The sequence below is a fragment of the Paenibacillus sp. FSL R7-0179 genome (genome assembly GCF_038002265.1).
In the GTDB taxonomy this organism is placed as follows: Bacteria; Bacillota; Bacilli; order Paenibacillales; family Paenibacillaceae; genus Paenibacillus_AQ.
Genome location: NZ_JBBOCC010000001.1, coordinates 2,185,015 through 2,210,282 on the forward strand (window position 1 = coordinate 2,185,015; position 25,268 = coordinate 2,210,282).

General features: G+C 45.3%; 16 protein-coding genes and 3 rRNA genes. 16 read left to right on the forward strand and 3 right to left on the reverse strand.

Annotation, left to right across the window (positions count from 1 at the left end; translation table 11 throughout):
- Positions 1-70 precede the first annotated feature (70 nt).
- The 3 genes from MKX63_RS09745 (at position 71) to MKX63_RS09755 (ending at position 7,040) form a co-directional block, all read left to right on the forward strand.
- Positions 71-4,288, forward strand: a complete 4,218-nt coding sequence (locus MKX63_RS09745; RefSeq protein ID WP_341016765.1) for a sacsin N-terminal ATP-binding-like domain-containing protein — start codon at positions 71-73, stop codon at positions 4,286-4,288.
- 14 nt (positions 4,289-4,302) lie between these two features.
- On the forward strand, positions 4,303-6,015 hold the full coding sequence (locus MKX63_RS09750) for an NERD domain-containing protein (RefSeq protein WP_341018587.1): 1,713 nt from the start codon (positions 4,303-4,305) through the stop codon (positions 6,013-6,015).
- A gap of 296 nt (positions 6,016-6,311) precedes the next feature.
- The gene (locus MKX63_RS09755; protein ID WP_341016766.1) at positions 6,312-7,040 is read left to right on the forward strand and encodes a Type 1 glutamine amidotransferase-like domain-containing protein; all 729 of its coding nucleotides are present in this window, start codon (positions 6,312-6,314) and stop codon (positions 7,038-7,040) included.
- Between the two features lie 50 nt (positions 7,041-7,090).
- Here MKX63_RS09755 and MKX63_RS09760 read toward each other — a convergent pair whose 3' ends face one another.
- Positions 7,091-7,642, reverse strand: coding sequence for a helix-turn-helix domain-containing protein (locus MKX63_RS09760; RefSeq protein ID WP_341016768.1), 552 nt, complete (start codon positions 7,640-7,642; stop codon positions 7,091-7,093).
- A gap of 159 nt (positions 7,643-7,801) precedes the next feature.
- Here MKX63_RS09760 and MKX63_RS09765 point away from each other — a divergent pair, with 159 nt between their 5' ends.
- Together MKX63_RS09765 and MKX63_RS09770 are read left to right on the forward strand one after the other, a co-directional pair.
- Positions 7,802-8,455 (forward strand): alpha/beta hydrolase, encoded by a 654-nt coding sequence (locus MKX63_RS09765; protein WP_341016769.1) that lies wholly within the window; start codon positions 7,802-7,804, stop codon positions 8,453-8,455.
- 13 nt (positions 8,456-8,468) lie between these two features.
- Positions 8,469-9,239 carry a dioxygenase family protein gene (locus MKX63_RS09770; RefSeq protein ID WP_341016770.1) on the forward strand — a complete coding sequence of 257 codons (771 nt, stop codon included), beginning with the start codon at positions 8,469-8,471 and terminating at the stop codon, positions 9,237-9,239.
- Positions 9,240-9,293: 54 nt separating this feature from the next.
- Here MKX63_RS09770 and MKX63_RS09775 read toward each other — a convergent pair whose 3' ends face one another.
- Together MKX63_RS09775 and MKX63_RS09780 are read right to left on the reverse strand one after the other, a co-directional pair.
- Positions 9,294-10,370 carry a hemolysin family protein gene (locus MKX63_RS09775; RefSeq protein ID WP_341016771.1) on the reverse strand — a complete coding sequence of 359 codons (1,077 nt, stop codon included), beginning with the start codon at positions 10,368-10,370 and terminating at the stop codon, positions 9,294-9,296.
- A gap of 49 nt (positions 10,371-10,419) precedes the next feature.
- Entirely contained in the window at positions 10,420-11,733 is a 1,314-nt protein-coding gene (locus MKX63_RS09780) for a hemolysin family protein (protein WP_341016772.1), read from the reverse strand.
- Positions 11,734-12,120: 387 nt separating this feature from the next.
- On the opposite strand from MKX63_RS09780, the gene MKX63_RS09785 reads away from it, so the two are divergent.
- The 11 genes from MKX63_RS09785 (at position 12,121) to MKX63_RS09835 (ending at position 25,260) form a co-directional block, all read left to right on the forward strand.
- Positions 12,121-13,005: a hypothetical protein gene (locus MKX63_RS09785; protein ID WP_341016774.1), complete on the forward strand. Its 885-nt coding sequence runs from the start codon at positions 12,121-12,123 to the stop codon at positions 13,003-13,005.
- A 197-nt stretch (positions 13,006-13,202) separates the two neighbouring features.
- A 16S ribosomal RNA gene (locus tag MKX63_RS09790) occupies positions 13,203-14,763 on the forward strand.
- 236 nt (positions 14,764-14,999) lie between these two features.
- Positions 15,000-17,925: ribosomal RNA gene (locus MKX63_RS09795) — 23S ribosomal RNA — on the forward strand.
- A 147-nt stretch (positions 17,926-18,072) separates the two neighbouring features.
- Positions 18,073-18,189, forward strand: a 5S ribosomal RNA gene (gene rrf / locus MKX63_RS09800).
- Together the 16S, 23S and 5S rRNA genes form the textbook arrangement of a ribosomal RNA operon.
- Before the next feature lie 982 nt (positions 18,190-19,171).
- Complete coding sequence (locus tag MKX63_RS09805; protein WP_341016775.1) at positions 19,172-19,831, forward strand: response regulator transcription factor; 660 nt, start codon at positions 19,172-19,174, stop codon at positions 19,829-19,831.
- Between the two features lie 2 nt (positions 19,832-19,833).
- Entirely contained in the window at positions 19,834-21,207 is a 1,374-nt protein-coding gene (locus MKX63_RS09810) for a sensor histidine kinase (protein ID WP_341016776.1), read from the forward strand.
- 103 nt (positions 21,208-21,310) lie between these two features.
- On the forward strand, positions 21,311-22,408 hold the full coding sequence (locus tag MKX63_RS09815; protein WP_341016777.1) for a hypothetical protein: 1,098 nt from the start codon (positions 21,311-21,313) through the stop codon (positions 22,406-22,408).
- Positions 22,409-22,535: 127 nt separating this feature from the next.
- Entirely contained in the window at positions 22,536-23,246 is a 711-nt protein-coding gene (locus MKX63_RS09820) for a type 1 glutamine amidotransferase (RefSeq protein ID WP_341016778.1), read from the forward strand.
- 29 nt (positions 23,247-23,275) lie between these two features.
- Entirely contained in the window at positions 23,276-24,073 is a 798-nt protein-coding gene (locus MKX63_RS09825; RefSeq protein ID WP_341016779.1) for a dihydrodipicolinate synthase family protein, read from the forward strand.
- Between the two features lie 72 nt (positions 24,074-24,145).
- The gene (locus MKX63_RS09830) at positions 24,146-24,730 is read left to right on the forward strand and encodes a DUF421 domain-containing protein (RefSeq protein ID WP_341016780.1); all 585 of its coding nucleotides are present in this window, start codon (positions 24,146-24,148) and stop codon (positions 24,728-24,730) included.
- A gap of 56 nt (positions 24,731-24,786) precedes the next feature.
- Complete coding sequence (locus MKX63_RS09835; RefSeq protein ID WP_341016781.1) at positions 24,787-25,260, forward strand: OsmC family protein; 474 nt, start codon at positions 24,787-24,789, stop codon at positions 25,258-25,260.
- Positions 25,261-25,268: the final 8 nt, after the last annotated feature.

The following is a 25,268-nucleotide window of genomic DNA, read 5'->3' on the forward strand; positions in this document are numbered from 1 at the left end:
TATGGAAAAATAGTTGTCATGAGAACGATTTTTTATCTCATTGAAAATAATAGAGAGTAGGGGTAAATCTATGGAGGAGAAAAAGTTTATACAAGAATTATATAATGAAAAAACTTTTAGAAATGATAGTATTTCAAAGTCATTGGCTAATCTTCTAAATATACTAACAAAAACTGTTTTCGGAGATGCAAATCGATTTATCTTTGAGTTGATACAGAATGCTGATGATTCCCCTAGAGAGAGTGACAACAACGGTGTAGAGGTACAAATAAAACTTTTAAATAACTATATAATCTTTAGCCATACTGGAAAGCATTTTACCAGAGAAGACGTTAGAGGGATATCAGATGTTGGAAGTGGAGACAGCGGAAAAACAAAAGATCTTGATAAAACTGGGTATAAGGGAATTGGTTTTAAATCAGTTTTTGGTACTTGTGACCAAGTTTATATTATGTCAAATAATTTCACTTTTAAGTTCGATAAAAATCATTATGTTTGGAAGGAAACAAATGACTATCCATGGCAAATAATTCCTATCTGGGTTGAAGGTACTAGCATAGATTATGAGCTAAAAGCTGAGATTAATAAATCAAATGTTACAACGATAATTTCAATAAATAATAGAGAAAAAATTCGAAAGGATATACTTGAAGTCTTAAAAGATTCACGAATAATGCTTTTTTTGCGTAATGTCAGTAAAATTTCATTTTTAGATAATAATACAGAGGTGCTACGGATCGAACGTGAACAAGTTAGCGAAAATATGAGGAATATTTTAGTTAATGGACAGATGGAAAGTAGCTGGATATGCAAAGATTTTGTTGTCCCTGTAGATGAAAAAACAAAAGAAAAAATTAAGTCCCTCGATCCTACTACATGTCCAGATAAATTAAAAAATGCATCAAGTACAAAAATTTCATTTGCTGCTTCTATATTTAATGGAGAAATAAGAGAGATAACTAATGCTTCATTTTATTGTTATCTGCCAACAAAGGTTAAAAGTGAGTTTACCTTTTTAATTAATGGAGACTTTATAACAAATGCAGAAAGAACTCAAATTCTTGAAAACGATTGGAATGGGTTTATCTTCAAACAAGTAGCAGTATGTAAAATTAATTGGTTAGCTGAATTGGTAGAGAATAATAAGTTTAAATATGAGTTTACAAAATTGATTAAAACTAATTATACATCCATAGGTTCATCTGTATTAAAAAAGTCATATAATGACGGACTTGCTGAAGCAATTGCCAGTACACCGTTTATTCCTAAGCAAGAAATAAAACATGGTCTATTAAAGGTTAGTGAGTGTATTCTGGATAGTACGGGTTATTGTGATGAATTTGATCCTGGACTTGTAACGAAACACTACAATAATAAATATGAAGTTGCTGATTGTAAAATTATTAATCAAAGCAAATTATCTGCTTTAGGAGCTAAAAGATTTGAAATCAAAGATTTATGTACTGTTTTCACCACTCGTTCGTTCATAGAGTTATGCATTTCAGATTTAAAGTTCTGTACAAAACTTGTTCATTTTTTATATGAAAAGGATTCTCACAAACTGAAATTTGAATGGTCAAACTTACTGAAAATAAATGCATTTTTGTTGACTAATAGTAATATATTAATGTCCCCTGAGAATTTATATTTTCCGATTACTGAAGGAGAAAAAGAGATTAATAATATAATTGGCTTAAAATGCATAAATTCAATGTTGTATGAAAGTATAAAAAGCAATAAAGAATTATTAGATTGGTTGAAAAAATTAGGAGTAAGAGAACCTTCAGATATTGAGGTTATACGTAAATCAATTAATGAAATGATACAGAACAATTCTATAAATATTAATAATGCAATACAAATAGGAAGATTTGTATTTAAAGTGTATCAACAAGGGAAACTTGCTGATAACGATTACAGAAGTTTGCGAAAATTAAAATTCATGACAAATAAAGGGGATTTAGAACTGCCTATAAATTGTTATTTATCAGATTTTTATGGTCCTGAACTAAAAATAGAAGGGATACTCCCAGAAGGTAGATATATTACTAATAAATATGTGGAAAAGGAATTAGAAATAAGTAAGTGGAAGATGATGCTGATAAAGTTGGGGGTGAAAGAAAAATTAAGTGTTAAAATCGAACCTACTATTGAAAGGTTAGGAATGACTGAAAAATATCCATCAGTAAAATCATACTTTGAGTACATAGACAATGATGGTAGTTTTTATGACGGAATAACTAGGGGGTATATAGGAAGTAGACAGCATGGATTAAGGAATGCAGTTTTCATTGATTATTTAGAACAAACTAACAATTATAATTTTTCAATTTCATTTTGGAAAATGATAATAAAAGGTTGGGATGAGATACACTCCAATTGTAAAAAAACTACTTATTATACAAGAATAAATGAGAAGGCTGTAATTACTTATTTTGAATACTTTGTTAGAAACAATGCCAGTATACCTGCTAATAATAAACAGTGTTATAAATCTACTGAATTATATTCAGGGACACTAAAAAGTATTGTAAAGAATTTTTTTCCTGTTGTTCATGAATTAATAAGTTTTAATAAGGAACAAGAGGAATTTTTAAAAATTAAAACTATTATTACAATTCAAGATTGTATAAGTCTATTAAAAAAAATCGAAGGTAGCCAATTCGATAATAATACATTAAAACAAATAGAGGTTATATATAAGCAACTTATAAGTAATAGACTTATGAATGAAAAGGGAAAAACGACTGATACCTTAAAGTTGTTAGCAACAGATAATACTTTCCAACCAACATCATCACTTTATTTTTTTGATGTGGATGGGCAACTACCTCCTACTAATTCTAAATACTTTATTAAAATATCAGAGGTTCTAAGAGATAAAGAAATTTTATTTGATTTTTTTGATATTCTAGTTATCCAAAGGGATGATCTTCAACTAGACGTTACGGATAAGATACAAGATGTAGAACTTATAAGTTCATTACAAAAAAGGGCAAAATACTTTGCTACACTTTTTGCTAATATAAAAGCTGAAGATTCAATGGCGACACTAGATGGAATTATTAACAAAATTACTAAAGCGAAGTTTTATAAAGTTCAATCGTTATCAATTTCTTTTACTAATAAGTCTGGCAGAAGAATTTACAATCAAAGTGTTGACTCATGGTATGATGCAGATGCAAATTCAATGTATTATGCAGGCCAGTTCGATAACCCATTGACTCTGTATAATCTAAGTAGCTCTTTGAGTTCTCTCTTTGAAATAGAGGGTAAGGATAGGGAAATAGCCCTGATACTGCAACTTTCTACTACGGATATAGAAAGATGGTTAAACTCAAAAGGGTACGATGTTATTGAATATGAATCTAATTTAATTGAAGATTTTACACATGATGATATTGCCACAGATCAACATTATTCTGCTGATACTGAGTCTCTAATTGAAGAAGACAGCCATTTTGAGTCATCAATAGTAGTTGATGAAAATGATGAAGATTTTGAGGACGATAGTATATCTTCCGAATATCAAAACCAAAATAAGTTAAATTACTACAGTAGAGAGAAAAGCTCAGAGGTGTACAATACAAATACTTCTTATAATGAAATCCAGCCTAATGATAAAGTCTCTACAAGCTCAGTAACACTTCCTGAAGATTTTAGGTTTAGTAGTCAAAAAAAACGTTTGATTTCCTATGTTTCAAACGATTCAAGGATGGGGGGGACACAAAGAATTGATAATGCTGGAAAACTACAATGCCAATTGTCTACCAAAAGAATTGCATTTGATTACGAAGATAAGGCAGGGCGTAGACCAATACAACCTTCTGGTGTGGATGAAACCTATGATATTATTTCACATAGTGATGAGACTGAGGAAATAAATCGATACATAAAAATTTATGGTTTTATGGGAGAATGGAACAACTATGATGTAATACTTTCAAAATCACAAATGAAAGTAGCAAAAGATTTAGGTGAAAAATTCTGGATATACGTTATCGAATTCGTTGATGACGAACAATGTGTACGCATTAACCGTATACAGAATCCGTATGATAAAATTACAGATTATGTATTGGATTATGGATGGAGAGCAATTGCAGAAAAAAATAATTTGTTAGATAAGTTTATAGCAGGTGCTAAAATAAATCATTTCACTCACGGGTTGGGGGTTATAAAAGGAGAAATTAACAAAGGAAAATTAAAACTCTTAATTGTTGATTTTGCAAGCGGAGAAAAAAGAATTCCTATTAATATAACTAAAATGAATATTATGGAGGAATAAGTGATTTGGCTAAGATGATACCGGATTTAACTGAAGCACAACTTTCTATGGTTGACTCAAAGGGTGAGGTTGAGTTATATCAAGCCTTTAAAGAGGGACTACCTAATAGCTACTATGTATTCTCACAAGTAGCTTGGATTTTAAAAAGAGAAAATGATGAAGCAAAAGATGGAGAAACTGATTTTGTGATTTTACATCCTGATTTTGGATATTTGTGCATTGAAGTGAAAGGCGGTGGGCTTTCTTTTGATGCTGAAACTAATCAATGGTTCTCAACCGATCGTTACGCACAGAAGCATTTAATAAAAGATCCCATAAAGCAAGCTCTAAGAGCTAAATACTCGATACGTTCTAAGCTTTATGAAACTGACGAGTGGAAAATGCTTGGAAATAAAAAGGTTACATGTGGACATGCTGTGTTTTTCCCTGACTTAAGTGATTCCAAATTGCTAGTAAGGCCAGAGATGCCTGCGGCTTTAATTGGCATAAATAATAATTTAGTGGATATTAAAATGTGGGTAGAGGGATGTATTGATTTTTGGACTAATAATGATCCAACAACAACTTCTATCGGACAAAGAGGAATAGATCTTTTTAAAAGGATTTTTGCAAAATCATTCTCTGTAAAACCATTATTGTCAAAAAGTTTAAAGGAAGAGGAAGAAGCAAGGATACTCTTAACGAATGAACAAGTTAAGGTGTTGGATATACTTAAAAAAAAACGTCGTGTTGTAGTTAGTGGTGGTGCAGGTACTGGGAAAACTATACTTGCTGTGGAGAAAGCGAAGCGATTAGCTAAGGAAGGATTTTCAACACTATTGACATGTTACAATCGTCCGCTTGCAGATCATTTGGCTGAAATATGTAAAGATATCAATGGACTAACTGTAATGAGTTTTCATCAACTATGTTATTCTAAAATCAAAGAAGCTAAGGAAATGAGCGGTGTTGATTTTCTAGAGGACGCAAAAAAAACATATTCAGGAGAAGATGAATATGATGTGCAACTTCCTAATGCTCTCGCATGCGCTGTAGTAGATACACTCACTGATAGATATGAGGCAATAGTAGTTGATGAAGGTCAAGACTTTAGAGAAGAATACTGGCTACCACTTGAATTAATTCTATCTGACGAAAAATCCAGTCCATTTTATATCTTTTATGATGGTAATCAGAATTTATATTCCCGAGTAAGTACGTTTCCAATAGTCGAGGATGAAATATACCCACTTTTAAGAAATTGCAGAAATACAATTCCAATTCATATGGCTTCATATAAATATTATCAAGGTGAACCTGTCGAGCACTCAAATTTAAATGGCATTGGAATACAGTTTGAAGATGCTGTTAATATGAATAATCAAGCTTTAAAGATTCATTTAAGAATTCAAAAATTATTATTAGATGAGCAAATAGAGTCAAGTAAAATTGCTGTATTAATCGTTGATTCTAAAAACAAAAGGGAGTATATCCAGGCTCTTGAAAAAAATCCTCTCCCTAAAGGACATCAATATAAAGAAATTGATCAAAGAAGTAATAATTCGATACTAGTGACAACGGTTAATAAATTTAAAGGTTTAGAATCTGAGATAGTTTTTTTATGGGGGATGGACTCTATAGATTTTCAAGAACATAGAGAGCACATGTATGTTGGCTTAAGTCGTGCAAAGTCTTTACTCATTATAATCGGAAAAGTACAAACCTGTTCTTATTTTCAAACTGATTAATATTTTTTATGTTTGATAAATTATCAACTCAAGTGAACCATTAATAAAACTTATAAAGTTTGTATCAAATCATGATATACAAGCTTATTGTTTATGTCACTACATGTTATAGACTATTGAAAAAAAGGTATAAAAACAGCCCGTTTGAGGCTGTTTTTGTCTTAATTGATGTTATAACTCACACTTTATAACTACCACAACAGAGTCAGTCCCGGTTTGTCTGAATAAGACGTCATGCATCCGGGGCTTTTTTGTATTCTTGTTCTGCTTCCATATTATAAATAGGAGTGATGGAGATGGGGATTATTGTGGCGATTGGCGGAGGAGAGATTAGCGAATTGGAGACTTTGGCCATCGATCAGACGATTGTAGATCTAACGAATAAAAGGAAGCCCAAAGCATTGTTCATTCCTACAGCAAGCATGGATGCGGAAGGATATTGTGACTCTTTTCAAATAGTGTACGGTGACCGGTTAGGGTGTGAGGTCAAGTATTTGCTGCTGACGAAAAATACATATGCACTAGAAGAAATAGAGGACATGATTTTATCCGCCGATGTAATCTATGTGGGTGGCGGTAATACGAGGATGATGCTTGATATCTGGCGGGAGCATGGTGTGGATCTTTTGCTGAAGAAAGCGTACGACTCGGGGGTTGTGTTGTCAGGGATGAGTGCGGGTTCGATCTGCTGGTACGAATACGGTCATAGTGATACAGAGGCGTTTGATACTTCAGGAGAGAGGATTTATATCAAATTGAAGGCGATGGGGATCTTACCAGGGATTCACTGTCCTCATTATAATGAAGACAACCGTGAGGCAGATTTCTTGGAGATGGTTAAGGGGATGGATACAACAGGCATAGCCACTGAGAATCACTGCGCCATTATTTATAAAGATGACGTATATAAAGTGATCTCCTCCAGAGAACAGGCCAAGGCCTATAGGATTCAAGAGATCAATCAGCAGATGATCGTGACGGAGATAGAGAAACATGCTGAATATAATGAGATAGCGAATATGTGAATAAAAGCCCGCACTCCGCCTATCCGGCCAGAGTACGGGCTTTTGATTGTTCAGAGGACGTCCTGTCCGTTTTCGTTTTCTGTGTAGATGGAGATTAGCACAATCGCGGTGTCTTCCCCCGTATTTTTGACGGAATGGGGGGTGCAGGCATTCCAGCTAAAGGAATCACCTTCGGTAAATTCGGCGCCGTCTTCCCCTTGCTGTGCATAGATGGTCCCTTTAAGGACGATATGGACCTCCTGTCCTTCATGCGCATGGGGGGCATCCCCAATCATGGCACCGGGAGGGAACTCCACGATAGACATGCGTACGTTCTGGGTAGAACTGAGGTGCTCGACCTTGAGCTTAGCTGCGCCGCTGGTGGTGATTCTCCGTTCATCCTTGCGGACAATCTGCATTCGCTCCTCTTTCTTTAACAGCAAATAAGCTAAAGGCACTTTTAGGGCCTGTGCAATATTCTCCAGCGTTGAAATCGAAGGCGAGGTTTTATTGGTTTCGACCTGGCTCATGAAGCCTTGGGAGAGGCCGGTAGTGTCGCAGATTTGCGCGATGGTGATATTTTTCCGCTTGCGGATTGCCCGTATTGTAGCGCCGATATCCATGGGATCACACCTTAATAATATTTGTAATACTAAACTTATTTTTATATTAACAATTTTATTATTGACAAGTCAATGCAGACTACGATAAATTACTCATATAGAAAATATATTATTATAACTAATATTTAATTATGGATATTAAGTATGGAGGAAAATAAGATGAATCCTAAATATTCATATGATGTTCATTTACCGGATAAGCTGTTGCAAGGCAGGAGGTACCCGGTGATCTTTACTTTTCACGGCAAGGGCTCTAATGAGCACAATATGTTCGGTCTAGTGGCACCGTTGGCTGAGGAGTTCATTATTATCGGGGTTCGCGGGAATCTGCCGCTGGGTACGGGGTATCAATATTATGATTTGAAAAGCCTGGGCAACCCCATCCGTGAGATGTTTGACCAAGCTGTCAGCGATCTTGAGGCCTTCATTCACTATGCAACGCAGCAGTATCCGGTCGATCCGGACAGACGTTATTTGCTCGGCTTCAGCCAAGGGGCCATTCTGTCCATGACGCTTGCGCTTACGATGGGCGAGCAGCTCAAGGGTATTGTCGCGCTGAACGGATATATTCCTGATTTTGTGAAAATGGAGTATGACCTCCGCAGCCTTAAGAACGTGTCCGTCTTCGCTTCGCATGGTGAATACGATTCGGTGTTCCCGGTGCACATTGGACATGAGACTGCCGCCTATCTGGAGGGGCAAACCGAACGGTTGACCTTCAGACTCTATCCGTCTGACCACGGCGTAACTGAAGAGAACCAGCGCGATTTCCTGCAATGGCTCAAGCAGGATGCCGGATTAACCCATTCATAAGGAGTGATTGTCGATGATGCCTTCCTATTTTTTTGCACACGGAGCTCCATCTATTGTTCTTGAAGATAATGCCTACACCAAGCTGTTAAAAGAGTTCAAAGACCATATGCCCAAACCGAAAGCTATCGTTCTTTTCTCAGCGCATTGGGAGGAATCCGTGCAGTCCATAGGCGCGGCGGCAACGTATGATACCATTTATGACTTCGGCGGATTCCAGGACGAGCTGTACCAGATGACTTATCCGGCGAAGAGTGACCGGGCGCTTGCGGATCAAATCCAGAATTTATTTACTGCGCACGGGATTGAGAGTGTACGGAATGAGACCAGAGGACTCGATCACGGCGCATGGGCAGTGCTGAAGCTGCTCTATCCGGAGGCGGACATTCCGGTTGTGGCGATGTCTGTGAATCGAGATCTGCCTAATGAACAACAGTATGAGATCGGCAAGGCACTGGCGGCGCTGCGTGAACAGGATGTGCTTATTATCGCCAGCGGGGGAACCGTTCATAATCTGCGGAGGTTGAACTGGAATTCGGAGGACGTTAACGGGTGGGCCGAGCAGTTCGATCACTGGATTCAGGAGAAGCTGGAAGCGTGGGATACAGCAGCGTTGTTCCAATATGATGAGCTTGCTCCCTATGCGGAGATGGCGGTCCCGACGAGTGAGCACTTTATTCCGCTGTTCATCGCTATGGGAGCGGGAGACCCGGGGCGTAATGCGCAGCTGCTTCACCGGAGTTATCAGTATGGCAACCTTAGCTTGAGCTGCTGGCAATTTAATTAAGCTGCATACAAAAAAAGGCCTTGAAAAGGCCCTTTTTTGTAAAATGCTGCTTCTTTAATTCAATTCTCTCTGAGGCGGAGGAACATTGATATTCAACGACTCATCACGAATCTCGCCAACAATCTCTTCCAGAAGATCCTCCATGGTCACAATGCCGGTAGTCTTGCCGGTGCTGTCCGTCACTTTTGCCATATGGACCCTGGTGTGCTGCATGCGCAACAATACATCCCGCAGGTTCTCAGTCTCCGTAAATGTTGGAATCTCGTGCACGAATTTTTGCCAGTCCGCGCTTCGTCCTGCTGCAATACTGGTCAACATTTCTTTGGTATTAATGTAACCCGTAAACGGTTCGCTTTCATTTGGACTTACAACGGGGTAACGGGTGTAGTCATGCTCACCCACTACTTCAATTAACTTATCGACGGGCATTCCCATTTGTACAGTTACCACTTTTTCAATGGGCACAATAATCTCACTAAGTCTGCGTTCATCAAAAGCGAAGATGTTATTCAAATAGATGAGTTCCGTCTTGTTGATTTCTCCGCTCTCAAAGCTCTGGTCCACAATCCACTTCAGCTCTTCTTCAGAGTGCACCGTTTCATGCCCCGCAGGCTTCACTCCAAAAATACGGAGCAACAGTCTTGCAGATCCATTCAGGGCAACGATGAACGGATAGGTGATTTTGCCGAACCAATAGAGCGGAGGAGCAAGCAGTAAGGTCATCTTTTCAGCAAATTGAATCGCCAGTGTCTTGGGGGCAAGCTCTCCAATCACTACATGCAAGAAGGTGATGATTGACAAGGCGATCAGATAAGATAAGACGGTAGACAAGGCGGCTGGAACACCCATTTGGTCAAAGAGCGGATGCAAAACCCGTTCAACGGTAGGCTCACCCAGCGCACCGAGCACCAAAGCGGTTATTGTAATCCCTAATTGACAAGCGGATAGATAGTAATCTAAATCGCGGGCAACCATTTTGGCGGTCACCGCTTTCTTGTTGCCTTCAGTGATCAGTTGATCAATCCGGGACATACGTACCTTGAGAATAGCGAACTCAGCGCCTACAAAGAAAGCGGTAAGGCCAATAAAGACAGCTACCAGAATTAAGTTTAATGTAATGACTCCGTCCAAATTTTTCCCTCCGGCTGAGGGATTCACCTCCAAAAGTTATAATTATACGCTATGAAGATTGCTCTACTGCTCTCGTAAGAACAATCTGCTTGATCTGCAGGTTATCCATTTCAGTAATGACCCAGTGTTGACCGCCATCCTGAAGCTCATACCCCGGGGTCACGGGATTGCCGGCCTTATATTGAATCCAGCCTCCGATAGTATCTATGCCATCCCTGTCCTCAAAGACTAATCCAAACTGCTGTTCAATCTCTTCAAGCAAGACACGTCCATTGATCCTATAGATCTGCTCGCCGATAAGCTGAATATCAGCAAGTTCATCTGCGTCAAACTCGTCGCGGATTTCGCCTACAAGCTCCTCCAGAATATCCTCTAAGGTCAGGATTCCGGCTGTACCTCCATATTCGTCAGCAACCATGGCCATATGCATCTGTTCCTGCTGCATTTTGAGCATAGCTTCCTTAATAGGAGTCGTCGACGCTACAATGGGGAGGCTGCGTACAAAATCCTTCAGATGACGCTCCCGGCCGGCGATAATGTGGGGAAGCATTTTTTTGATGTTCACCACACCATGAATGATATCCTTGTTTCCATCCTGGGTGACCGGGTAACGGCTATAATTATTGGAATCAATGACACTTATGATCTCTTCATACGACATTGCGTAATCCAAAGCTACCATTTCAGTTCTTGGAATCATGATGTCTTTGGCGATACGTTCATCAAAAGCAAATACATTATCTAAATATTCCAGCTTTGTTTCATTCAGCGCCCCGCCTTTGAAGCTTTGAGCCATAATGATCCGAAGCTCCTCTTCTGAATAATGATCTTCATGTCCGGCGGGTTTTACTCCAAACAGGCGCAGAATAACCCGGGAAGTTCCATTTAGGGCAACGATAAAAGGATGCATAATTTTGCCGAACCAGTACAGTGGGGGAGAGAGCAGCAGCGTCATCTTTTCAGAAAACTGGATCGCCAGCGTCTTGGGTGCCATTTCACCTACAACGACGTGTAAGAAGGTAACAAAAATAAACGCAATGGCATAGGAAGCAACGGAAGCGGTTGCGCCGGACAAGTTAAAGAAATCAAAGACCGGGTAAAGAATGCGTTCCACGGCTGGTTTACCGATCGCCCCCAGACCAAGGGCTGTAACGGTAATTCCAAGCTGGCAGGCGGAAAGATAATAGTCCAAATTACCGACAACCTTTTTGGCAATGACGGCTTTCTTATTTCCTTCATCAATCAATTGTTCAATGCGCGACATGCGGATTTTGACGGCCGCAAATTCCGAAGCTACAAAAAAAGCGGTTAAAACAATTAATATGGCAAGAATAATTAAATTAGTGATCGTTATTAGGTCCAAGCTTTCCCCCTCATGAAGAGGGATTCACCTCCAAGTTATGGTTAGATTGCATATCCTATAGAACTTAACGATGGACATGAACAGCCGCTTGAGAAGTGAATCAATTCATGAGCACAATCCATTTGCAAAATCGCCTTCCCATTTATTGTTCACCTCCCCACCTAAATATACGAAGGAGTATAACATAAAAGCGTGTAAACCATCCAGTTTCACGTCATGGTTTGCATTTTGCGGAATTCGGAGACCCATCTGATGTCCCGCCCGCTTGCCGGCACCTATTAGGTGAAGAAACGCTAAGCGCTGTATGGGGAGGAAGGAATTTCCGGTCCACTTTTCCATCCATTCTTGGTAAGGTAGGGAGACTGCTATTCTGAAGAGGTGATGGTTATGCAAAAGAAACATTGTGCATTCTGCGATCAGATTGTCCGCATTGCAGCAGACGGTGAGTATGATCAATATTTCGACTGCTCCTGCTCTCCTGGGGGAAGCTACAGCTTGCTTAGAGACAGTTATGAATCGATTCTTGCGCTCTCGTTCCAGCAGAAGCGGGACATGCTGCATCTGATCTCAGGCTATATCCGCGAAAAAATGGATTGTGGCGGGAAGGTGGTCCTTGCGTTCAGTGATCTGGAGGAGATTGTGAATGCCCCGGGTATTCCGGCAACTGCTGAGGATAAAGGAAACAGGCTGCTGCAGTATCTGCATAGGCATTGCGGTGGCCCTGGGGAGCCGGTGGTTATTCATCCCCTGTCCCGCAGCTACAATCTGACGTACTCTCCCAATCTGCAGGAGCTGGTCTATATTATTGACAGGCTGCAAAATGAGGAGCTGTTAGTCCGGGAAGGTATGAACTTCTCTTTGACCCCTATGGGGTGGGAGGAAGCTGCTGCAATCGCAGGCGGCCGGATTTTACAACAATGCCTGGTTCTTCTGCCGGATGATGAGAAGCTGCAGGCGGAATGGCAGGACAAGCTTTGGGCCAAAATCGAGCAATTTGGCTATTTACCCCGTTTGCTTGCCAGCAGGAGCAAAGCTACGAATTCCCTGGAGTCTGTGGCGGACAGCAAGCTGGTTATTGCGGACCTCACAGGCCAGTCATCTGAGGTGTATCTGGCAGCGGGCTATGCGCTTGGGCTGAACATTCCGGTAATCTGGACGGTCAGAAGCGATGAGGCAGATCTGTTAAGGATACATCTTCAGGAGATACGTCCTCTGGTTTGGGATACTGCGGAAGAGCTGATGGTATTGCTTCAGCAGAAACTTTTGAAATAATAGTTGCATAGTTGTTTGATCCATGTTATATTATAAAAGTTGCTGGTGACGCGGTGAGCGGCGCTGACAACGAGCTTGATCTTTGAAAACTGAACAACGAGTGAGTATCTGGAGATCACTTCGGTGAGATCCAAATTAGAGGATGTAACAATTCTCGTCAGATGTTTCAAAATGAGCAATCGCTCTTTCTAAATACCAATTTGGAGAGTTTGATCCTGGCTCAGGACGAACGCTGGCGGCGTGCCTAATACATGCAAGTCGAGCGGAGTTTGAGAGGAAGCTTGCTTCCTTTCAGACTTAGCGGCGGACGGGTGAGTAACACGTAGGCAACCTGCCCTCAAGGCTGGGATAACTACCGGAAACGGTAGCTAATACCGGATAATTTCTTTCTTCTCCTGAGGAGAGAATGAAAGGCGGAGCAATCTGCTGCTTGGGGATGGGCCTGCGGCGCATTAGCTAGTTGGTGGGGTAACGGCCCACCAAGGCGACGATGCGTAGCCGACCTGAGAGGGTGAACGGCCACACTGGGACTGAGACACGGCCCAGACTCCTACGGGAGGCAGCAGTAGGGAATCTTCCGCAATGGGCGCAAGCCTGACGGAGCAACGCCGCGTGAGTGATGAAGGTTTTCGGATCGTAAAGCTCTGTTGCCAGGGAAGAACGTCCGGTAGAGTAACTGCTGCCGGAGTGACGGTACCTGAGAAGAAAGCCCCGGCTAACTACGTGCCAGCAGCCGCGGTAATACGTAGGGGGCAAGCGTTGTCCGGAATTATTGGGCGTAAAGCGCGCGCAGGCGGTTATTTAAGTCTGGTGTTTAAACCTTGGGCTCAACCTGAGGTCGCACTGGAAACTGGGTGACTTGAGTACAGAAGAGGAAAGTGGAATTCCACGTGTAGCGGTGAAATGCGTAGATATGTGGAGGAACACCAGTGGCGAAGGCGACTTTCTGGGCTGTAACTGACGCTGAGGCGCGAAAGCGTGGGGAGCAAACAGGATTAGATACCCTGGTAGTCCACGCCGTAAACGATGAGTGCTAGGTGTTAGGGGTTTCGATACCCTTGGTGCCGAAGTTAACACAGTAAGCACTCCGCCTGGGGAGTACGGTCGCAAGACTGAAACTCAAAGGAATTGACGGGGACCCGCACAAGCAGTGGAGTATGTGGTTTAATTCGAAGCAACGCGAAGAACCTTACCAGGTCTTGACATCCAACTAACGAAGCAGAGATGCATCAGGTGCCCTTCGGGGAAAGTTGAGACAGGTGGTGCATGGTTGTCGTCAGCTCGTGTCGTGAGATGTTGGGTTAAGTCCCGCAACGAGCGCAACCCTTGACTTTAGTTGCCAGCAGGTTGAGCTGGGCACTCTAGAGTGACTGCCGGTGACAAACCGGAGGAAGGTGGGGATGACGTCAAATCATCATGCCCCTTATGACCTGGGCTACACACGTACTACAATGGCCGGTACAACGGGAAGCGAAGCCGCGAGGTGGAGCCAATCCCAGCAAAGCCGGTCTCAGTTCGGATTGCAGGCTGCAACTCGCCTGCATGAAGTCGGAATTGCTAGTAATCGCGGATCAGCATGCCGCGGTGAATACGTTCCCGGGTCTTGTACACACCGCCCGTCACACCACGAGAGTTTACAACACCCGAAGTCGGTGGGGTAACCCGCAAGGGAGCCAGCCGCCGAAGGTGGGGTAGATGATTGGGGTGAAGTCGTAACAAGGTAGCCGTATCGGAAGGTGCGGCTGGATCACCTCCTTTCTATGGAGAATCGTTTCCTGCAACGGAAACATTCAAATCTTAAATCTAGCCGGTCGGCTAGTTACTCACTCGTTGGTCAGTTTTGAGAGCTCAAACTCTCACGCAAGAAACTTGATCCTTGAAAACTGGATACCGAAACGAATTTGCGTTTTAGAACATTCCTTTAAGCTGAACTTGTGTAAACAAGTTTCAATATTTTAGTGATGCTAAGTGATTTTCCTAACGGAAAACACATTGGTTAAGCTACTAAGAGCACACGGAGGATGCCTAGGCGCCAGGAGCCGACGAAGGACGTGGCGAACAACGAAACTGCCTCGGGGAGCTGTAAGCAAGCTTTGATCCGGGGGTGTCCGAATGGGGAAACCCAGCTGTGGTAATTCGCAGTTACTCGTATCTGAATACATAGGATACGCAGAGGCAGACCAGGGGAACTGAAACATCTAAGTACCCTGAGGAAGAGAAAACAATAGTGATTCCGTCAGTAGCGGCGAGCGAACGCGGAACAGCCTAAACCAAGGGGCTTGCCTCTTGGGGTTGTGGGACGTCTCACATGGAGTTACAAAGGAATAGGGTAGGCGAAGAGGTCTGGAAAGGCCCGCGATAGAGGTAAAAGCCCTGTAGCCGAAATGGTATTCTCTCCGAGACGGATCCCGAGTAGTGCGGGGCACGTGAAACCCCGTATGAATCCAGCAGGACCATCTGCTAAGGCTAAATACTACCTGGCGACCGATAGTGAAACAGTACCGTGAGGGAAAGGTGAAAAGCACCCCGGAAGGGGAGTGAAATAGAACCTGAAACCGTGTGCTTACAAAAAGTCAGAGTCCTCTTTATGGATGATGGCGTGCCTTTTGTAGAATGAACCGGCGAGTTACGTTTAACATGCAAGGTTAAGGTGAGAAGCCGGAGCCGCAGCGAAAGCGAGTCTGAATAGGGCGACTGAGTATGTGGACGTAGACCCGAAACCGTGTGATCTACCCCTGTCCAGGGTGAAGGTGCGGTAACACGCACTGGAGGCCCGAACCCACGCATGTTGAAAAATGCGGGGATGAGGTGGGGGTAGCGGAGAAATTCCAATCGAACTCGGAGATAGCTGGTTCTCCCCGAAATAGCTTTAGGGCTAGCCTCGGTGAATGGAGTGGTGGAGGTAGAGCACTGATTGGGTGCGGGGCCCGCAAGGGTTACCAAGCTCAGTCAAACTCCGAATGCCATTACCTTCTTGCCGGGAGTCAGACAGTGAGTGCTAAGATCCATTGTCAAAAGGGAAACAGCCCAGACCATCAGCTAAGGTCCCCAAGTGTGTGTTAAGTGGGAAAGGATGTGGAGTTGCACAGACAACCAGGATGTTGGCTTAGAAGCAGCCACCATTGAAAGAGTGCGTAATAGCTCACTGGTCGAGTGACTCTGCGCCGAAAATGTAACGGGGCTAAACACACCACCGAAGCTATGGCTAGATGCTTTGCATCTGGGGTAGGGGAGCGTTGTGTAGGGGTTGAAGGTGTACCGTAAGGAGCGCTGGACACTACACAAGTGAGAATGCCGGTATGAGTAACGAAAAGATCAGTGAGAATCTGATCCGCCGAAAGCCCAAGGTTTCCTGAGGAAGGCTCGTCCGCTCAGGGTAAGTCGGGACCTAAGGCGAGGCCGACAGGCGTAGTCGAAGGACAACAGTTTGAAATTACTGTACCACCGTAATCCGCTATGAGCGATGGGGTGACGCAGGAGGGTAGTGACGCGGACTGATGGATGTCCGTCTAAGCAGTGAGGCTGGTGTGCAGGCAAATCCGCACACCGTAAGGCTGGGCTGTGATGGGGAGCGAAAATTACAGTAGCGAAGGTCATGATCTCACACTGCCAAGAAAAGCCTCTAGTCAGGAGAAGGTGCCCGTACCGCAAACCGACACAGGTAGGCGAGAAGAGAATTCTAAGGCGCGCGGAAGAACTCTCGTTAAGGAACTCGGCAAAATGACCCCGTAACTTCGGGAGAAGGGGTGCCTCGGTAGGGTGAATAGCCCGAGGGGGCCGCAGTGAAAAGGCCCAAGCGACTGTTTAGCAAAAACACAGGTCTGTGCGAAGCCGTAAGGCGAAGTATACGGGCTGACGCCTGCCCGGTGCTGGAAGGTTAAGGGGAGCGGTTAGGAGCAATCCGAAGCTGTGAACCGAAGCCCCAGTAAACGGCGGCCGTAACTATAACGGTCCTAAGGTAGCGAAATTCCTTGTCAGGTAAATTCTGACCCGCACGAATGGCGTAACGACTTGGGCGCTGTCTCAACGAGAGATCCGGTGAAATTTTAATACCTGTGAAGATGCAGGTTACCCGCGACAAGACGGAAAGACCCCATGGAGCTTTACTGCAGCTTGATATTGAATTTGGGTACGATCTGTACAGGATAGGTGGGAGCCGTTGAAGCAGGAGCGCAAGCTTCTGTGGAGGCGCCGTTGGGATACCACCCTGATCGTATCTAGGTTCTAACCTGGTACCGTAACCCGGTACGGGGACCGTGTCAGGCGGGCAGTTTGACTGGGGCGGTCGCCTCCTAAAGAGTAACGGAGGCGTTCAAAGGTTCCCTCAGAATGGTTGGAAATCATTCGCAGAGTGCAAAGGCATAAGGGAGCTTGACTGCGAGACCTACAAGTCGAGCAGGGACGAAAGTCGGACTTAGTGATCCGGTGGTACCGCATGGAAGGGCCATCGCTCAACGGATAAAAGCTACCCTGGGGATAACAGGCTTATCTCCCCCAAGAGTCCACATCGACGGGGAGGTTTGGCACCTCGATGTCGGCTCATCGCATCCTGGGGCTGAAGTAGGTCCCAAGGGTTGGGCTGTTCGCCCATTAAAGCGGTACGCGAGCTGGGTTCAGAACGTCGTGAGACAGTTCGGTCCCTATCTGTCGTGGGCGCAGGAAATTTGAGAGGAGCTGTCCTTAGTACGAGAGGACCGGGATGGACGTACCGCTGGTGCATCAGTTGTTCCGCCAGGAGCATGGCTGAGTAGCTACGTACGGACGGGATAAGCGCTGAAAGCATCTAAGCGTGAAGCCCCCCTCAAGATGAGATTTCCCAGTATGTAAGACCCCTTGAAGACGACGAGGTAGATAGGTTGGAGGTGGAAGTGCAGCAATGCATGGAGCTGACCAATACTAATCGGTCGAGGGCTTATCCAAATTTCGATCACGCAGATTTGTTTCGGATTCAGTTTTCAGGAATCAAATTGTAATTTATGGAGCTCAAGTAGCTCGGTAAAGAAAATTTGTTTTCAGCATTTGGCGATGCTGAGACCTGAATAATAGCATTTGATATTCAAATGCCCGTTTGGTGGCGATAGCGGAGGGGTTCCACACGTACCCATCCCGAACACGACCGTTAAGCCCTCCAGCGCCGATGGTACTTGGACCGAAGGGTCCTGGGAGAGTAGGACGTTGCCAAGCACTTAAGACCACTGTTGATTTTCTGATAGTGGTCTTTTTGTATTTTCCGGAGAAGCCTGGGCGCAGCCAGATAAGCAACGATATAACGGTTACGGCCGATAGTTAGATTTTATCCACTTGCTGATAAGCAAATGACCGATGCAGGGACAGGAGTTGGAAAAACAACACTTAATAGATTCGATTTCAGCCAAAGAAGAGTTCGCACGCAGAAATAGTTGTTGTTTGTCCACTTGCTTCGGTCCGTCTGTCGGAAACTTAAGCAATAAGATACTTTTTTCCATTTGCGTGCTGTAGAAGCCGTCTTGGTTCCAATCTGGATCGAGTCATTGCCGGTCCTGTTACTTTTTACAACTCCATAACAACTGTTACTCTATTTTATAACATGTTGAGAGTAGGATAGTGGTAGAGAAAGTACTATATTCCTAATGAGGTTATCCTATTGAATAAGAAAATGTGGTCTGTTTTTCTATAGTTGTCCTGTTATGTGCCGGGGGGTTATTCGTTTCGGCAGGGTTATGTATCCTCTCTACGCTATCCGGACAAACCTGTTTTTCCTGAGAAGTATAGCGAGTCTGAATTTATCATGCGTGCGGCTGAAAGTGTACGTAAGCTTTATGGTGCGGATGTGTCCAAGCTGGAAATATCCACTAGTCTGCGAAAACCGTGATTTGGCTTTCCTCCCCAATAGTGGGTGTGTTTCTCACCCTACAAGGAGCGGACCATGCGGGGACAAGGACTGGGCTGCGTTACCTCATTTATGAGCCCGCCGATATGAGAAAATAAACGGGAAGTTTATGTACTATGAACAAAGTAGTCCTGACGATCAAGCAGTTCTTGATTCGTCAGGACTTTTTGGCAGGTGGGTGGGTAAGGTCAGGTTCGGCTTAAAGGTTATGGATGTTATGGAATCTGGTATGATTAAGATTAGGTTACCTATGAACAGTCACCTCGTGGCTACAGAAGTTAGGAGGATATTCTACAGATGGCTCATATACTTGTTGTTGAGGATGAACAGGCGATTAATGATTTAATAACTATGAACCTTAAGCTGGTGGGACATACGTATGCCAAAGCCTATAGCGGCTCGGAGGTAGCAGACATGCTGGAGAAGGAACGTGCGGATCTGGTTCTCTTGGATGTCATGCTTCCCGGTCTGGACGGGTTCGGGGTGATGGAGCAGATTGCGCCACTGCGGATTCCGGTGATTCTGATTACAGCCCGGGGTGCACTCTCTGACCGGATCAGGGGCTTCGAGCTGGGGGCGGATGATTATATTATTAAGCCTTTTGAGATTCTGGAGCTGCTGGCCCGGATTAATGTCGTGTTGCGGAGGAATGAGCAGGCCGCTTCTGCTTATATATGCGATGGGGTTGAAGTCCGGTTCACAGAGCGTCAGGTCTGGGTGGATCAGCTGCCAGTGGATCTGACGGCCAGAGAATTCGAGCTGCTTGAAGTGCTGATCCGTAACCGGAATATTGCTCTTTCCAGAGAGAAGCTGCTGGAGCTGGCTTGGGGCTATGATTATGCCGGTGATACCCGTACTGTGGATGTACATATCCGGCAGCTGCGTAAAAAGCTGGGCTGGGAAGAACGGATCAAAACCGTGTTCAAGCTGGGCTACCGGCTGGAAGTTCAGGTCTAGCCATGCGGTTCTGGCATAAGATTCTGCTTGCTGTGCTGGTTCTTTTTATAGCAGCCCTTGATGTAAGTGTCGTAATGGTGATGAAAAAAAGCTGGCAGCTGAACATGGCCAGTGAGAGCAATCGTGCGGCCAGCGAGCAGCTGCTAATTATGAATAATATCTATGAGAATCTGGATTCGATTCGGGCAAGAGGAGTATCGCTCAACCCGGCACTGTTGTTGAGAGTGGCTCAATCTTATGGTCAGCATTACCGCAAACAGGGAATAGGATTAGAGCTGCGGGAGAATGGGAGGCTGCTCTATCCCATTGAGGACGGGGGGAGTTCCGGTCAGAAAGAGACGGGTGCAGCACTGGAAGCACATATCATGACGTTAGCGATGCCGCTCCCGGCCCCCTATCAGCATCTGGAGCTGGCCTATAATCGTGATATCAGCGAGCTGTATGCCCAGCAGGAGGAGCTTAACCGTTTTTTTGTAATGATTAACTGGATTGTGGGACCGCTTCTTGTGGTGCTGCTCTACCTTCTGATCCGGCATCTGACCAAGCCGCTCAAGCTGTTGTCAGAGACGACGAAGACGATTGCTGAAGGCGATTATTCCAACCGTGTGGAGCTGAACAGCAGGGATGAATTCGGGGAGCTGGCCGTAAACTTCAACCGGATGGCCTCGGTGGTGGAGCAGCGGATTACCGATCTATCGGACATGGCCGAGGACAAGCAGCGGATGGTCGATAATCTGGCCCATGAGCTGCGGACACCGCTGACCAGTATGCAGGGATTCGCAGAGCTGCTGACTACGGCGAATATCGACCGGGAGGATCAGATCAAGGCAGGCCATTATATCTTAAGTGAGACGGTGAGGTTGAAGAATCTGGCTTTTAAACTGCTGGATCTGTCCGTTCTGCGGCATCAACCGCTGGTGTTGGCAGAGGTAGACGTAGCTTCGCTATTTGACACTGTGGCCCAGACTGAGCAACAGAGGGTGACAGATAACGGATTACTGCTGGAGATGAATAGCTCCATTCCTGCCTTATGGGGAGATGCTGATCTTCTGGCGGCTTTACTGGTGAATCTGATCGAAAATGCAATTCCGGTGTCCCCGCCAGGGCAGACGATCCGTGTGCTGGCCTATCAGCAGGACGGAGAAGGGGTGCTTGAAGTACAGGATAGCGGAAGCGGAATGACAGAAGAGCAGAGCAGGCGGGCGTTTGAGCCGTTCTACCGTGCAGATCCTTCACGTTCGCGGGCCTATGGCCATGCAGGTCTGGGTCTGTCTCTATGCCGCCAGATTGCTGAAGCGCATCAGGCCAGAATTGAGCTGCTATCTGCTCCCGGGAAGGGAACGCGCATCCGCCTTTTTTTAAGCTCAACTTTGTGAAGCTATTTTACAACTCCATAACAACTGCTCCTCTACTCTATAATATCCCGGGATTAAGCTATGGAAAGAGTTCATATTCTGAATCCCGATGGAGGTCATACAATTGAACAAGCAAAAGTGGTCTGTTACTATGGCAGTTGTTCTATGCTCAGGCGGTATGTTCGCATTCAGCGGACTTCTTGTCCCCAGTCTGGCGAACTCGGCAGTCATCGCGAAGTACAGTACGGCGACCCAGGTAAATGCTAAGGCAAGTCCGGCTGAAGACGCTATTCCTGTACTGAAGGTGGAGGCAGCCGTGCCGGTGTCTACCGTAAATGATGATCTGCTGCTGGAGCAGATGACAGAGGAAGAGATACAGCAAATCTACGACTATATGGAGCTTCCGGGTGACCCCCACAGTTCAGGCCGGAACATGACCGAAGCGGAGACCAACCGCTGGCTGGTGCTGGAGGATCAGTATGTGTATGATGGTGTGCGGCCACAGAAGCCATTGCCGCTACAGGCGGGGCAAGGAGAGGTGTATTTCGATATAAAGAACAATACGTACCATCAACCGGAGCACACCTGGACGGATGAAGAGATGCTGCAAATGATTGACTGGTACTACCGGCTTAATCTTGTGGCCTCCAAACGTAATATAACTGCCCCTCCCGTTGCCGTACCGGATAAATTCAGCCAGGCTGAAGTACAGGCGAGGGCAGCTGAAAGTGTGCGCAAGCTGTTCGATGCCGATGTATCCAAGCTGCAAACAAATGTTATGCTGATTCAACCGGACTATAATTTTGGCAGGCCTTCCTATTGGACAGTTCACTCCGCTCCATATAAGTCACGTACTTTGCGTGGACAAGGCCAGGAATACTGGCAATATGATGTGCGGATTGATCCGGACACCGGGGTGGTGGTAGATACGACAGCCTTTAACTCTGTTATTAAAAGAACCCCTATCGATGCGGCAACAGCGGCTGCCGTGAAGAAGGATGACAGCTGGATAAAGGAAGCCACCCGGATTGTAAAGGACAAGCAGGGAGAGAAAAGAAAGATAGTGAAGGCGTATCTGACGGACACCGAGAAAAACAATAAACGCGGAATGGTAGCCGTGGATGTGTTACTGGAAGACGGCAGCAAATATAATGCGGAATTACGCTATCCGGGTAAGCAGCTGCGTTGTCTGATCTATGAGCCTGCCGATAAGGCTAAATAAGCAGGAAGCTGAGCGGTTATAGAAGTGAATTTGTCCTGATGATCAAGTATTTCTTGATTCATCAGGATTTTTTGTTACATTGTAGATAGAAGATGATCGTATAAAAAATGTAAAGCGGGTGGAGTGCATGAGAATTCATTGCTTGCAGCATGTTCCGTTTGAAGCGGCGGAGGAAATCTCAGGTTGGGCAGTGGTCAAGGGGCATGAGCTAACAACAACACGGCTGTATGAGAGTCAGGCTCTGCCTGCTATCCGGGATTTCGATATGCTCGTGGTGATGGGCGGCCCGATGGGAGTATATGATGAAGCACTATACTCTTGGATGACGGCAGAGAAAGCCTTCATTAAAGAAGCGATCCACTCGCATAAGCTGACGCTGGGAATCTGTCTGGGGGCGCAGCTTATTGCTGAACAAATCGGCGGAGAGGTCTACCCTAACAAGTGGAAGGAGATCGGCTGGTTCCCTGTCAGGCTAACGGGAGATGCGCAGGCTTCTGCCTTTTTCAAAGGGTTCCCGGAGCAATGGGTGCCGTTTCACTGGCATGGAGATACCTTCAGTCTGCCTGCCGGAGCGAGGAGGCTTGCTTCCAGCCTGGGCTGTGCCCATCAGTGTTATGAATATGAGGATTATGTAGTCGGCCTGCAGTTCCATCTGGAGGTTAATGAATCCAGCATCCGCAAAATCATTACAAATTGTGCCGGAGAGCTGGAGCCTGGCGAGTATATTCAAGCACCGTCCGAAATGACAGATCAGGCAGAGCGAATAATAGCGTCTAATACCCTGCTGTTCATACTCCTGGATGCGATGGAAGAGAAGTATTTGTCCAGAACTTCTTAAGTACAGCTACTAACAGTAAGGAGTGTAATATGAAAAGATTAAATGTAGCGATCCCTACGCCTTTTCATAAGGATGAAGGTCTGAATGTAGAAGGATTCGAAGCCATTGTCGCCTACCAGAAGCAGAATGGTATCGAATCGCTGCTTATCTCAGGAAGCACCGGTGAGCAGCATTCGATGAGTATCGGGGAGAGACTGGAGATCATTGAGTACTTCAATCAGCAGCGATTCCAAGGGATAGAGCTGGTCTTCGGGGCTTCAGCTATCAGAACCCGGGACGCGGTAACGCTGGTGCAGGCGCTGGAGACATCGGTGATGGATGCCATTATGATTGGCTTCCCGCCCTACATCCGGCCTACGCAGCAGCAGGCAATCGCTTATGTGGAGGAGCTGCTTAGTCACACCTCTAAGCCTGTTGCTCTCTATAATAATCCGGGAAGAACCGGATTCGATCTGACCCCGGAGTCGTTGTACACATTAATCCGCCGTTATCCGAACATTGTAGGGTATAAGGAAACAGGCGATTTGCAGCGGCATGCGGGGGTGGAGTACCCGGAGGAATTCATTCTTTTTGCTGCGGGGGATATGAAGCTTGTGGAGAATTTCGACTCAGGCCCTTGCAATGGTCTCTCCAGTGTGGCTGGAAATATATACCCCCGGGAGATCAAGGCCGCAGTGGAGCGGCTGCTGCGGCAGGAACAGGTGGAGGCTGGTCCCATCGAAGAGCGGGTCTCCCGGGTGTTCAACGGCCATGCCCTAATTAACATCAAACAGCATTACAACAGCATAGGCATTCAAGCGGGTGTCTGCCGGGCACCCCTTCTCTAATCCTACAATGAATATTAATCTCCTAAATGACAAAAAATAGCTGGAATCAACCCTATCAAAGGAGACCTGGCTATGCATGAAATCTGGAGTGAAATATGGAAGGCGCTGGTCCTGATTGTAGTTGGAATGCTGGTGCTTCGGCTTGCCGGACGGAAATCTATCTCGCAAATGACCATTCCAACGACGATCGCGATGATCTCGATAGGAACCATTATTGTGCAGCCGATAGCGGATCACAGTATCCTGATTACCATAGTGGCAGCAGCAGTCTTCATTGCTGTATTAATCGTGGTGGAATGGCTGCAGGTACGGTGGAATGCTTTTGAGCGGCTGATTAAGGGGCCTGCGGTTATTGTTATTGCGGAGGGACAGCTTCAGCCTAAGAATCTGAGGAAGCTGAGGTTAACCGTCGATGAGCTGGAGATGAGCCTGCGGGGACAGGGCATCTCCAGGCTCAGCGATGTTAAAACGGCGACGATTGAGCCTAACGGCCAGCTGGGATATGAACTGCAGGATTCCGCAAAGCCGGTCACTATGGCTCAGGTAGAGGCGCTCTTTGCTAAATATCTGGGCGGAAGCGGTCCGGCGAACGAGGCTGCATATCTGGATCAGCCTGATCCGCAGACGGGGCTTTTTGAGGAGATTAAGTTGCAGTAGAGGTAAGAACGGCTGTAAATTATGCTAAGCAGAAAAGAAAGAAAGGAAGTAATGAGATGAAGCATCCTTTTCACCTGAAGGCGGTATGGAATGGAGGGCGTAACAGCGAAGGGCATATAGATGCAGGAGGACTGCGTACGGTCATATCGATTCCGCAGGAGATGGGCGGACCGGGAACCGGCACGAACCCGGACGAGATGCTGCTGGGCGCAGCAGCGACCTGTTACCTGATTACCCTGGCCGCGATGCTGGAGCGTTCGGAGATTGTTCCAGAGGGGCTGACTCTGGCGTCTGAGGCGACAGTAGATGTCACGAATAATGTGTTTACGTACGAGCGGATCGTGCATAAGCCCAGCATTCTGCTTCAGGCTGATGCGACACCGGCGCAGCTCAAGCTGGCAGAGCGGTTGGCACATAAGGCTGAAGTCTCATGCATGATCTCCAGAGCCGTGGCCGGGAACGTCGTTATAGAAGCTAAGCCAGTAGTGGAAATTGCTTGTGAGAACGGACAAGCCCGGATAGAGTCATAGAAGCACAG